The 12,318-nt window shown below is 61.2% G+C and carries 9 protein-coding genes; 4 read left to right on the forward strand and 5 right to left on the reverse strand.

Annotated elements, in window-relative coordinates; all coding sequences use genetic code 11:
- Positions 1 to 2: 2 nt before the first annotated feature.
- The 4 genes from qatA to qatD are packed head-to-tail and all read left to right on the forward strand — an operon-like array spanning position 3 to position 4,996.
- The gene (qatA, locus tag HUW10_RS04230) at positions 3 to 1,958 is read left to right on the forward strand and encodes a Qat anti-phage system ATPase QatA (RefSeq protein WP_174502362.1); all 1,956 of its coding nucleotides are present in this window, start codon (positions 3 to 5) and stop codon (positions 1,956 to 1,958) included.
- A gap of 4 nt (positions 1,959 to 1,962) precedes the next feature.
- The gene (qatB, locus tag HUW10_RS18525) at positions 1,963 to 2,862 is read left to right on the forward strand and encodes a Qat anti-phage system associated protein QatB (RefSeq protein WP_304503469.1); all 900 of its coding nucleotides are present in this window, start codon (positions 1,963 to 1,965) and stop codon (positions 2,860 to 2,862) included.
- A complete protein-coding gene (qatC, locus tag HUW10_RS04240) occupies positions 2,859 to 4,232 on the forward strand; it encodes a Qat anti-phage system QueC-like protein QatC (protein ID WP_174502364.1) in 1,374 nt (457 codons plus the stop codon). The genes qatB and qatC overlap by 4 nt, the downstream gene beginning before the upstream one ends.
- Positions 4,229 to 4,996 (forward strand): Qat anti-phage system TatD family nuclease QatD, encoded by a 768-nt coding sequence (qatD, locus tag HUW10_RS04245; protein WP_174502365.1) that lies wholly within the window; start codon positions 4,229 to 4,231, stop codon positions 4,994 to 4,996. Before qatC ends, qatD begins: the two co-directional genes overlap by 4 nt.
- A 605-nt stretch (positions 4,997 to 5,601) precedes the next feature.
- On the opposite strand, the gene HUW10_RS04250 is transcribed toward qatD, so the two are convergent.
- From HUW10_RS04250 to HUW10_RS04270, 5 genes are all read right to left on the reverse strand, one after another.
- On the reverse strand, positions 5,602 to 6,564 hold the full coding sequence (locus HUW10_RS04250) for a glycosyltransferase (RefSeq protein WP_174502366.1): 963 nt from the start codon (positions 6,562 to 6,564) through the stop codon (positions 5,602 to 5,604).
- A gap of 107 nt (positions 6,565 to 6,671) precedes the next feature.
- A complete protein-coding gene (locus HUW10_RS04255; RefSeq protein ID WP_174502367.1) occupies positions 6,672 to 8,150 on the reverse strand; it encodes a lipopolysaccharide biosynthesis protein in 1,479 nt (492 codons plus the stop codon).
- 14 nt (positions 8,151 to 8,164) lie between these two features.
- On the reverse strand, positions 8,165 to 8,698 hold the full coding sequence (locus tag HUW10_RS18530) for a DapH/DapD/GlmU-related protein (RefSeq protein WP_174502368.1): 534 nt from the start codon (positions 8,696 to 8,698) through the stop codon (positions 8,165 to 8,167).
- A gap of 31 nt (positions 8,699 to 8,729) precedes the next feature.
- Positions 8,730 to 11,198, reverse strand: a complete 2,469-nt coding sequence (locus tag HUW10_RS04265) for a polysaccharide biosynthesis tyrosine autokinase (RefSeq protein WP_174502369.1) — start codon at positions 11,196 to 11,198, stop codon at positions 8,730 to 8,732.
- A 2-nt stretch (positions 11,199 to 11,200) separates the two neighbouring features.
- Complete coding sequence (locus HUW10_RS04270; protein ID WP_201712581.1) at positions 11,201 to 12,274, reverse strand: polysaccharide biosynthesis/export family protein; 1,074 nt, start codon at positions 12,272 to 12,274, stop codon at positions 11,201 to 11,203.
- Between the last annotated feature and the right edge of the window lie 44 nt (positions 12,275 to 12,318).

The raw sequence follows: 12,318 nt of genomic DNA on the forward strand, positions 1-12,318 counted from the left end.
TTATGTTCTTGAACGATCAGGAGACGGCGACCGATCTCCTCTATTACGAGGCGATCGCAAAAACGGTCGTCACTCTGATCCGCAAGACGCCCGACGCCCCGGTGACGATCGGCGTCCACGGCGATTGGGGCGCAGGCAAGTCGAGCGTTCTCAAAATGCTCGAGGGCGCATTCGCGGAGGACGATCGTGTCCTCTGCCTCTGGTTCAACGGTTGGACGTTCGAGGGCTTCGAGGACGCAAAAACGGTCGTCATCGAGACCATCGTCGACGAGCTTCGTCGCGCCCGTCCGATGTCGAAGAGGGTGGCTGACGCCGCGAAGAAGGTCCTGAAGCGGGTTGACTGGCTGAAGCTTGCCCGCAAGGCTGGGGGCTTCGCGTTTACAGCGACGACCGGCATTCCAACCTTCGATCAGGTCAAGGGCCTCTATGATGTTGCCACCTCGTTTCTGGCGAAACCGCAGGACCATGTTTCGATCGAGGATCTGAAGGGAGTCGCCGAAAAGGCAGGCGAGTTCCTCAAGGAAGCATCGGACGAGAGCGATAACCTTCCCGAGCACATTCATGCGTTCCGCAAGGAGTTCAAGGAGCTTCTCGAAGCAGCCGACATCGACCAGCTCGTCGTCATTGTCGATGATCTCGACCGGTGCCTGCCGAAGACGGCAATCGCAACGCTTGAAGCGATCCGCCTTTTCTTGTTCGTCGAAAGCACCGCATTTGTCATAGGTGCCGATGAGCTGATGATCGAGTATGCGGTGCGCGAGCACTTCCCCGACTTGCCGCCCAGTACAGGCCCGGTCAGCTACGCGCGCAACTACCTGGAAAAGTTGATTCAGGTCCCGTTCCGCATTCCGGCGCTCGGCGTCGCCGAGACACGCGTGTACGTGACCCTTCTGCTGGCGGAAAACGCGCTCGGCTCGAAGGACCCGCGGTTCCTCAGTCTGCTCGATTCTGCTCGGGAAGATATGCGACGGCCGTGGAAGAGCCGCGGCCTCGACCGAAGGACGGTTGAGCAGGCCATGGCGGGCAAGATGCCGCCCGAGGTTGATCAGGCGCTTGTGATCAGCGCCCACGTGACGAAGATTCTGAGCGAGGGCACCCGCGGCAATCCGCGCCAGATCAAACGCTTCCTCAATTCCATGATGCTGCGGCACGCAATCGCCGAGGCGCGTGGTTTCGGTGCTGACATTCAGCGCCCGGTGTTAGCCAAGATCATGCTCGCCGAGCGGTTCTATCCGGACTTCTATGAACAAATCGCACGGCTCGCGGCCAATCACTTCGACGGTCAACCCGAGGCGCTTCGTCGTTTCGAGGAACATATCCGAGCGCCCGCGCCGGAGGATGACGATGATGAGAAGGCCGCTGGTAGGGGCGGGCGAAAAGGTGCGCGCTCCGTACCTGCACCGCTCCCAGCCGAAGCCGTGGAATGGGAGAAGAACGAGTGGGCGAAGGGCTGGGCGGCGATCGACCCGCCGCTGACGGGCGTCGACCTGCGACCATACGTGTTCGTCACGCGTGACAAGCGCAGCTCGTTGGGCGGGCTGGCCGCAGCAAGTCACCTCGAGGGCCTCGTCGAGAAGCTAATGGGCCCGACGATGATGGTCCGGGGTGCCGTCGGCGAAATCATAAAGCTCACAGGGCCAGAGCCTGAGGAGGTTTTCGAGGCGATCCGTGGCCGGATTCTCCAGGATGACAACTTTGCGGCTAAGCCCAAGGGGGCGGACGGCCTCGTCCGCCTGGTCGAGGCGCATCCAGCGCTGCAGCGTCGGCTTTTGGAGTTTATCCGGGAGTTGCCCATGACCAAGGTCGGGAGTTGGGCGGCTTCGAGCTGGGGGGCGTGCTTCACGGACACCGGTATTGCGGCGGAGTACCAGACAACGCTGCGGGCATGGGCCGAGCAGACGGAAAACTCGATCCTGCAAAAGGCCGCGCAGGGCATCAGCAAATTGCAGCGGGGTTGATCGGATGGGCACGTCAAAAAGCTATGGCGGACCCGCAAGCGGCCTCGTTCCATCCTTCGTTGACGACCCGACGCCGCCGACCCGGCCTCGACCTCCGGCAACCGCGCCGGCGGCCCCGAACGCGCCTGGTGTGCCGGGCGGACCTTCATCGCCGCAACCGACGCCGCCGGCAGCGCCTTCTGTTCCGGGCGTTCCGCGCACGCCGTCACCTCCGGATACGAAGGGCACCGGCAGCCTGGGTGGGGCGCGGGGCAATTTCACGCGCTTCGCAAGGACCGGCAGCCGTAGTGCCCTCGGTAGTGCGCTTTCAGGCTATGTCCGCGGCGGCACCGGCGGCGCCCGACGTGCAGCGCGGCGCATGGGCTCATCGCGCGCGACAGCCAGGGGATTGCTGGGCGTCGTTCGTGACTTCCAGCGTCTCGGGCCGACCGAAACGCTTCGTCAGCTCAACCTGACCGGATTGGCTACACAGCCGGCGGCCGATGTCTTTGTCGCGATTTTGGAATTCATCTGCCCACCAGGTGGCGCGGTCGACGATGCAATCGCGCGGCAGGCGATGCTTGAGACGATCGGTGATCTGGCCGAAGCGGGTGTGGGCAGCTTCGATACCCTTACACCGGAGCAACTCCAGGACGTCTTCCTGGACTTTATCTCCCGTTCGATCGAAGGGCGGGTGATGGCAGACCTCGGCGGCCGGGGCATTACCTTCCCTGATGACATCGCTACCGTGGAAAGCGCCCAGGCGCAGCTTCATGATTTTGTTGAGGGCGCAACGCGCGGCCAGCTCGCCGGTAGGCTCGAAAGCCTGGAGCGCTTGTCTGACCGCGATATCGAGAATGTCGTCAACCAGATTTACGAGACGGCTTTCGAGCTGGTTGCCGTCGCCGGGGAGGCCGCTGCATGAGGCATCATACGATCATTGCCCGGCTTGGTCCGGGAGACAGCACAACCGCTTCGCCGAGCCGTGTGGATACACAGGAGACGGTGATCAACTTCGTCGATGGCGAATTCCGGCTGGGCTACGGGCTGGGCCAGGCGTTGGATCAACTATGTGCGCTTGGCCTCCGCCCCTCCGAAACGGCGGTCGACTTAGCGCTTATGGCCGCGGCGATCACCGCCGCCGATACGCGCATCTCGCGTGCCGCTGATGCGCAGGACGCCTGGACTCGCGAGATCGACCTCCACTTGCCGGTACATGACACCGTCCGCTGGAAAGGGTTGGCGCCATTGATCGTGACGACGCTGAATTTCCTGACCGGCGACCGTTGGGGTGTCTATTTCCGCCCCCGCGCAGCCGGCGCTCCCGATCTGGCGCCGAGGCCCACTAAGTTGCGCACGGCCAATTCGACAACGGTCTGCCTCTTTTCGGGCGGGCTGGACAGCTTCATCGGCGCGATCGATTTGCTGGCGTGCGGTGAAGTGCCGATGTTGGTGAGCCACTATTGGGATGGCATCACTAGCACCCACCAAGTCTATTGCGCCGATGCCATGAAGCGTCGCTTCAGCGGGACGACGCTCCATCACATTCGGGCCAGAGTAGGGTTCCCGACGGATACGGTGGAGCATTCTGCGGTCGAGGACACGCTTAGGGGGCGTTCATTCCTGTTCTTTTCGCTGGCTGTCATGGCGGCCGACGCGATCGGCGGCGACATCGTTGTGCATGTACCGGAGAATGGCCTGATCTCGCTCAATGTGCCCCTCGATCCGCTCCGGCTGGGCGCACTCAGCACCCGCACCACACATCCTTACTACATGGCGCGTTTCGGGGATCTGCTCAAAGGGCTCGGCCTCCGCGTCCGATTGGAAAATCCATACGCCTTCATGACGAAGGGCCAGATGGCGAAGGAATGCGCCGACATCCCGTTCCTCCAAAAAGAGGCGAAGCACACGATGTCGTGCTCATCGCCAGGAAGTCGCCGCTACGATCCCGACCCGACTGAGAGGGCGCCCAAACATTGCGGACGTTGTGTGCCGTGTCTCATCCGGCGCGCTGCAATCCTGGAAGGTTGGGGTGCCGATGATACGCCATACCGCATTCCCGATCTTCGGGCGCAAGTGCTCGACACCAATAAAGCGGAAGGCGAGCATGTGCGCTCCTTTCAGCTTGCACTATCTCGCCTCGCACGAAAACCGGGGCGAGCCCGTTTCGATATTCATCGCCCCGGCCCGTTGATTGATCATCCTAGCAAGCTTTCTGAATATCAGGCCGTCTACGTCGCCGGCCTCCAGGAGGTCGGCAGACTGTTGCACGGCGTTCGGGCCCGGCCGCTATGACGGAGACCCCCAACCCATCTGCGGCGCGCTGGGTCGATTTCCACTGCCACGTTGATCTCTACAAAGATCACTCGGCTCTTATTGCCGAATGCGATCGGGAACGCGTGGCGACGCTCGCGGTCACGACCACGCCGAAGGCCTGGCCACGAAACCGCGAGCTGGCGTCAAAGTCGGCGCATGTTCGGATCGCATTAGGGCTCCACCCGCAGCTTGTCGCCGAACGCGAGAATGAGTTGCCGATTTTCGAGCGCTACCTGGCTGACGCACGTTATGTTGGCGAGATCGGCCTCGACGCTGGCCCTCGTTTTTACCGCAGTTTTCCGGCCCAGGAGCGGGTGTTCGAGCGCATCCTGCGCGCCTGTGCTGAACAGGGTGGCAAGATATTGACCGTCCATAGCGTCCGGGCGGTTGGCAAGGTCTTGAACCATATTGAAAGCGCCCTGTCGCAGGAGCGGGGACGCGTTGTCCTGCATTGGTTCACGGGCACGTCCGCTGAAGCCCGTCGGGCGGTCGCGCTCGGCTGCTATTTCTCGATCAACGGAGAGATGCTGCGCTCACCCAAGCACCGACAACTGGTTGCGGGTCTTCCGCTCGACCGTTTGCTGACCGAAACCGATGGGCCGTTCGTGGAATGGGATGGCCAGCCCCTCAGGCCGCGCGACGTCGGCCGTACGGTTGCCGAGCTGGCTGAAGCGCGGAACCTTCCGGTGGCCGCCACCGAAGACGCAATTCTCCAGAACCTAAGACGTTTGGTGAGCGTGTGAATTGTGCGTGATAGTCACCGCCCCAATACTGCCGTCTATGTCGCAATCGTGGCGGTCGCTGAGGATCCTTCGCGTGTAGAGGTACCGGCTGGAGAGTTTCGTCTCTACCGGCCGCGCTGAGGGTACGGGATGTCTCCGGCGAGACATAAGGTCGTCTTGTCTCAGGCCCGATGGTGCCAGTTGTTCGAGCGTGCTATAGCTTGCTGACGGTAATTTCCAGATGTGGATCCGGGTGCGTCCCCACCCCAAACCGCGACGTAGATCGTCCGATTGGTGCTGATAGTCTGCGAGACGTCAAAAATATTTTTCTGGCGATTTTCCCTTTAAAATCAGAAGCGTAGTTTTTTGACGGCCTGCGCGTCGGAAGTTCGCCGCCAGTCGAAAAAAACACCGAGCAATTTCAATACGTTATATGAAAATTGAACAATTGAGTGGGAATGATCCCGGGTCTGGCACAGGCTGCCATCATGGGAAAGCCAGGTTAGAACACGTTCCGATCCTTTCGGATTGGATGCCGCGACCTGTCATGTTGATAGGCAAGAGCATCATCCGATCAGGTGACTCCATCGGATCGGATGATGCTTTGACCTCGCGATTGCGCGGGATCAGCCCGCCAGCACAGCATCGCGACCGACACGGCTTTCATAATTGAGGATCTCACGATGGCGGGCCCCTCTTCCCCATGCCGAGGCCTCGTGAATTCGCTTGTAATGCTGTTGCAGGATATAGCGGCAACGCCTGTAGAACGGCATGCGCGTAAGAAACTGCTCCAGATCGGGATATCGCGAAACGGCCTCGACATAGGGGAGGTATTCCGGCCCCCCCCACGGAAGAAAAGCGCCATGCCAGGGCTTCGGGCTGCCCATATAATGGACAACGCGGGGATCGATCGCCTGCTCAAGTCTCGCGTTGCGCAGAAAAATCGGGAAATTCCAGCTCAGGGACATCGGTATGCGTCGATCCATTGCCACAAGATTGAGGGCATCCTGATCCGGATATCGTGTCTTGCCTTTCAGGTTCTGAAACAGTTTCCAGGATTCCCAGCCGATCCGGTCCCACCCATCGCGGTTGATCCGTAATACCCCGCTGTTGAAATAGTTGCGCTGGCGGTTGTTCTCCAATCCGATCGAGGCGAAATAACTCACCAGGCTCCGGTCGTGTCCTCTGCCCCCATCGAGAGAAAACGTCATCGGATCGTTGGCGGCGCAAAATTGCCCGACAGGAACCTCGGTACGCAGAAGCGGTTCCAACGATCCCGTGATCTGTGTATCGCCATCGATATAGAGCAGATGTCCGTATTGCGGCGGCGCGATACGATCCAGAAACAGCCGGGCAAGCATCGCTCCGACACGCTCGATGGCGGTTTCCGGAACGGAAAAGAAGAGAATGCCCTCGGCCTCGCAGGCGCGACGAAAGACCCGGTCGCACTCGGCGATTCCCTTCACGCTGAAAATGGCAACATCTGCAAGGTCTGCCGGCGCATTCCGCCGTGCCTGCAACGCACTCACGAAACTCGGGAAAAGGTATCCCGGGTCGGTCGTGTATGAAATGCAGCAATCAGCCGTCATGACCACGCTCTACCACAACGACGATCATGTCCGCTGGCATTCAGCGGTGATCCGGGATGCGCTGGCCAACCGGCGGTTGAGCAGATGTCGGAATGCCTCGCCATCAGTCACACCGGCTGGCGATTCGGCACGGTCCGGCGGCGCCGGCCGACAATATCGCTGACAAAGCGCAGGGCTGACTGTTCGATACCGCTTGGGCGTCCCAGGAGATGCCAGATGGCCATGAGGCTGCCCGCATAAACCGCCATTCCGCTCATGACCAGCAACGCAAGACGGGTGAGTTGCCCCATCATTCCTCCCGGCAAATGCAGAAGGGAGTCCAGACCCACGACCGCAGCCAGCATCACCAGGCTGGCGACAATGCTGCGCTGGCTGACCCGGAGTTGGTCCCGGATGGAAATGCCGCAAAGTTGGCGAATGCTGGCCATGCAAAAGATGGCCGTGACAGTTTCAGATATCAGACGGGCGGCGATCACACCGGCAAATCCCCAATAGAGCGCCCCCCCAACCAGAAGGGGCAGTTTGACTAGCACCTGAACGGTATTCCGGGATGCGATTTCACGGGTGCGGCCGAGCGACATGCCAAGCGGCGAGAGCAGGATGCCAAACATGTAGGGGATTAGGCTGATGGAGAGCCAACGCGTCATCGAGATGGCACTGACCCATTTCGGCCCCAGCAGCACCTGAACCAGTGGCCCCGCGACCGCGGCCTGGCCAATCAGAAGCGGCAGACCGATCGCAATCACCGCACTTGCCGCAAGCTGATAACTCTCGCGCAACCGCGCCAGATCATCGCGAACAACGGTGAAAGCCGACAGCAATGGTCGGAGGATCGGCGAAAACAGAGCGGCCAACGGGATATTGCTGAGATTATTCGCCGTGCTGAACAGGCCGAGACGAGATGCCGGCATGAGCTTGCCGAGAAGAAGCTGCTCTGACTGGATGTTGAACGACATCAGGATTTGCGAAACGCTGACCCAGCCCAGAAACCCGCTGAATAGGCGCCAATCGCGCAGCGAGAGTCGTGGCCTATAGGGGAGGACGACGTAGCCGAGCAGGGTATTCACCACCGGCCCGGCGATGGTGCAAAGCCCGATCGACCAGAATGAATGCGTTGTGAAGGCAAGGATCGCGGCAGTTGCGAAGGCGGTAACTTTCCCCGCCAGTTCGAACCAGAACTCGTAGACGAAATTCAGCGCCTTGGCATATTCGGCAAGCCGCGGCGTCTGCATGCCGCGGGCTGCCGGGGCGAGGCTGAGGGCCTGGATCAGCGGTATCAGCTCGGGGTGGCCATACCAGTGCGCGAACGGGATCGCGATACCGCTGACCAGGAGACACAGCGTCGCACCGCGGAGCAGGCTGAGGGTGAATGCGGTATGCAGGTGATGTGGACTGATTTCCGGCAGTTGGACCAGCGCCTGGCTCAGCGGCATTTCTAGCGCGGCTTCCAGGATGGTCACCAAGGTCATCGCAATCGCGACCAGGCCGAAATCGGCCGGCGAGAGCAGGCGGGCGAGGATCAACATGGTGAACAGGTCGATCACCCGGCTGACCAGCCGTCCGAACACCATGAGCGAACCGCTCAACGCTGTCTTGTGACCTAGCATACGAGAAGAGGATCGTCTGCGGCGCCAGTGGAGGCATCATCGGCGAGCGCCCGCACAAGACGCGCTGGAATCCCGGCATACAAGCCATTCGGCTCGGTCGATTTCGTAACCAGCGACCCGGCGGCAATGACGCACCCGTCGCCGATCGTCACGCCTGGCAGGATCGTGACACCGCTGCCGATCCAGCAGCCGCGGCCGATCACCACCGGCCCGCCGACCGCGTCAACGAGACAGCGTTGGGTTGGCGGGCCGATCTGATGCGAACCGGTAATGATCCGGACAAACTGGCCGATCCGAACATTGGCGCCGATTTCCAGCGGCAAAAAGCCGTCGTAGAAAAATCCGACATTGATAAAGACCTGAGGGCCGATCTTTACCGTCCGGGAACGGAAACTGGCCCGTGCCCAGATGCAGGCAGTCCGGTCGACATTGTAGCCAAGCCTGCGCATGAGCGGCATTCGTATCGATACCGGCACGAATTCGCTGGCGAGCGTGGCATCGACGATACGGTGGATGTAATTTCCCATAACCTGGCGCTCCCTCCTCCCAGGCTCCGCCTCAAATCCGAAACCAGCCGGTGAATTTCGGCCCGCGCCTTGCCGCGCCGAGGAAATAGGCATCCTCACCGCCATAGGTCATGGCATCTGCACCGTTGATGATAAGCCCGTGCGGCTTGTCTAGGGTCTCGATCAGTTCGTTATGCAGATCGAACGCCCGGCGCATTGTATTGGATACGCCCACGACCGACAGGATCAGGTCGGACACGCTGCCCAGTACCAAGCCATCGGAGACGATCGGCAAGGGAGGACTGTCGAGGATGATGTAGTCGAACTCCTCGCCGAGAGTTTCGATGATCCCGCGCAAGGCAGCCTCGTCAAGGCGGGCTCCGCGCTCGGGCGCGGCACCGCCGGAGGGCAGAACCCAGAATTTCCCATCCGGCCAGCGCTGCAGTTTCGGCCGTGAACCTGTCTGCAGCCAGTCGGTCAGCCCGGGCAACCCTTCGAAATCGACCAGCAGGTTAAGCCGGCTCAGATAGAAGTCGCAATCGAGCAGAACCACGCGCTTGCCATCCTCGGCCAAGGTCCGGCACAGATTGGCCGCGATCGTCGTCTTGCCGTCTTGCTTGCTCGCGGAAATCAGGAGGATCGCGGAAGCATGTGATCCGTTCGTGTTTCGGTAGATATTGCGCTTTATGAGCTGAAACGCCTCGGAGAACGGATTGAAATTGTCAGGCCCGAATGCATTCGCACCGATGAGCCGTTGCACCTGCTGGGGCACGGCGCCGTAGACTGGCAATCGCACCGCGCGACGAATCTGCTCTTCGCTCTCATATCGGCCAGAGAAGGCCCGCCGGCCGAACACCAGCGCCAGGCCCGCAAAGAAACCCACCATCGCACCAGCGACCACGGTAATCGCCGCACGCGGTGAGGTTGCCCGCAAAGGCAGGCGCGATGAGGTGACGACGCGCGTATCGATGATGGTCGCAGCCTTCGATATCTGCGCCTGTTCGGCCTTCTGGGTCAGCACCTCGTAAAGCTGAGCCAGTTGCTTCGACTTCCTGGTCAATGCCCGGACCTTGAGCGACTCAGCCGGCTGGTTCTTCAGCTTGGTCCTGTCGCTTGCGATCAGCCTTTCGATGCTTGCCAGACTTTGGGATGCGGAGGCCAGGTCATTGTCGATAAGCTCGCGGATCGAGGCGCGGAGCTGATTGACCTGCGCCTGCTGGATCTGCACGTTCTGGGCACGGTCGGTGAACTCGGCGCGCAACTGGCTCAGCTTCACCTCGGCTTCGGAAAGCGAGGTGGTCAGCGAGGTGAGAACGGGATCATTGGTTTCGCTGGTGAGATAAGGGTTCACGCGCGACCGGCGACCCATCATCGCGCCGTGCAGCTGGCGCAGGGCCTGAAGTTGAAGCAATTGCTGGCCACGGCGCTGCTCCAGCTGGCTCATCTGCTCGACCGCGGCCTGGGCGGCCTGCTGCGGATCGATGATGCCGGTCTTGGCCTGGTAGGCTGACAATTCCTGGTCAGCGCGCGCCAGTCTGCGGGCGACATTCGCGAGCTGGCCGGTGACGAAGGTTTCAGTCACCGAAGCAGCCTCCGCCTTCCATTGGAGCTGGGTCGCGATGTAGTCGTGCATCAGATGGTTCACGAAGATCTGGGCCAGAAAAGGATCGGACCAGCGCAGTGAGATCCTCGCAAGCTTGGTCGGCCGCGTTGGCGATCCTCCGGCCGTCACGCGCAGTTGGCCTCCGGCCAGACCATTGGCCAGCGCATCAGGCGCCACGACGCTCAGGTCGAAAATCCGGCCTGGACTGATCTTTGCCAAAGCAGCGCTCGGCACCGCGGCGCCCGGCAAGGTTGCGGCGGAGCCACCGGACTTGCCGGGGCGGGCGAAGCGCACCAGCAAGGCGCCATCTGCGGTGTGCGCCACAGTGCCAATGGTGCCGCTGAGAACTGGCTTCTCGCGACCGAAAATTCCTCCAGCCTTGTAGAGTTTATAGGTATTTCCAGCACCAGTGACGAGACGAAACTTCCCGACAAGCGTTGCATCCACAACCCGCAGCGCATCCGCTGCCGGGAGAAACGCCTTGGTCGAACCATGGTCGAGCCATTTCCAGCGCCAGTATCTAAGAGCCGGAGCACCGGCAGGATGGATCGTCGCATTCAGCCCGGTTTCCAGCACGGCACGCTGGATCAGGGTGCCGGTGGTCAACAGCTCTATCTGCGTTTCCACGTCGCTCTGCTGGGCATAGGCAGACAGGTTGACCGCATTGCTGGAGCCGCCACCACTACCCGAACCCTGCTGGGTTTCGCCAAGATAGAGCGCGCCGGATGCCGTGAATTGCGGCACTGCCAGCAGAACATGCAGCAGAGCGGCTGCCGCCGCGATGCCGGTGAACAGCAGGATCGTCCGTGCTTGCTGGCGTAGCGTGCGCAGAAACAGCCCGAAATCGACGATATCATGCGGTTCATGATGCGCATGGAAGCCGATCGCAGGGAGTTGTGTCGCCATTTTCTGCTTCATGGTCACTTCGAGAGGTATTTGATGGAGACAAACGGATTGAGCACGCCGGAGATCGTATTCAGCGAGGGGAGCAACTTGTTCAGAACATCGTTCCATGTCGCGATGCCGGTTGGCGGCACGAAAACGATATCGCCGGGTTCCAGCGCAAAGGGCATTGCCCGCCCATCCATGATCTTTCGGGCATTCACGACGATGAAATCGGCGGATGCGCCATGCGAGCGGATGATCCGGATCTGCGAGAGCTCGGCATCGGTGTAATTCGACAGGGTCATGCCGGCTTCGCTCATGGCTTGCAGCAGAGACAGCGAGCCACCCTGGAAGCCGATGGCGCCCGGCTTGCCCACGGCGCCGAACACGAACGCCTTTTCTTCAGATGCAGGCGGAATGACGATCGTCGCACCCGGCGGCAACACGATGTTCTGCGACAGATTGCCGTCGAGCAGCAGTGCGCGAAGATCCACCGGTTCCTTTCGTGCCCCGAGCGCGACATAGGCCTGATAGAGATCGGCATTGGCGACATTCAGGCTGCCGCCCAGGGATAGAGCCTCCAGAAGTGTCAGTTCACGCCCCGGATATTTGATCCCGGGGCTCGAGAAATCGCCGAGCAGGTAATACCGCAGGCTATGCGGCGTCACCAATTGCACCGAGACATTCGCGTTATTGACGTAGTTTGAATACGCCGCCTGAAGCTTGGCCTGGGCCTGGCTGACTGTCAGTCCGGCCAGCTTGACGGTACCGATCAATGGCAGCCCCACCGTGCCATCGCTGGTGATGAAGGCACCAGCGGGACCCGATGTCACGCCATATTGGGGTGTGGACAACTCGGGGTGCAGATAGACGGAAACGGCGATGACGTCATTGGGCCCCAACCGGTACGGAGTCAGCGATAGTTTCGCGTCCGGCGGGAGGCTCTGCCGCTTCACCGAAACCACCGGCGACGGCATCGTGGCGGCGACGGCGCTGGCCGGCACGGTATGAGATACCGGCGGCTTTGCGGCACAGCCGGCAAGTCCACCCACGCCCAGCAGCAGAGCAATGGCCGTGGGCAGCAGGCCCGGCCGGTTCGTTCCTGACATCAGCTTGCCGCGGGCGCCGGCTTTATGTCTGGTCCAATGCCATA

Source organism: Acidiphilium sp. C61, from assembly GCF_905116885.1.
Taxonomy (GTDB): domain Bacteria; phylum Pseudomonadota; class Alphaproteobacteria; order Acetobacterales; family Acetobacteraceae; genus Acidiphilium.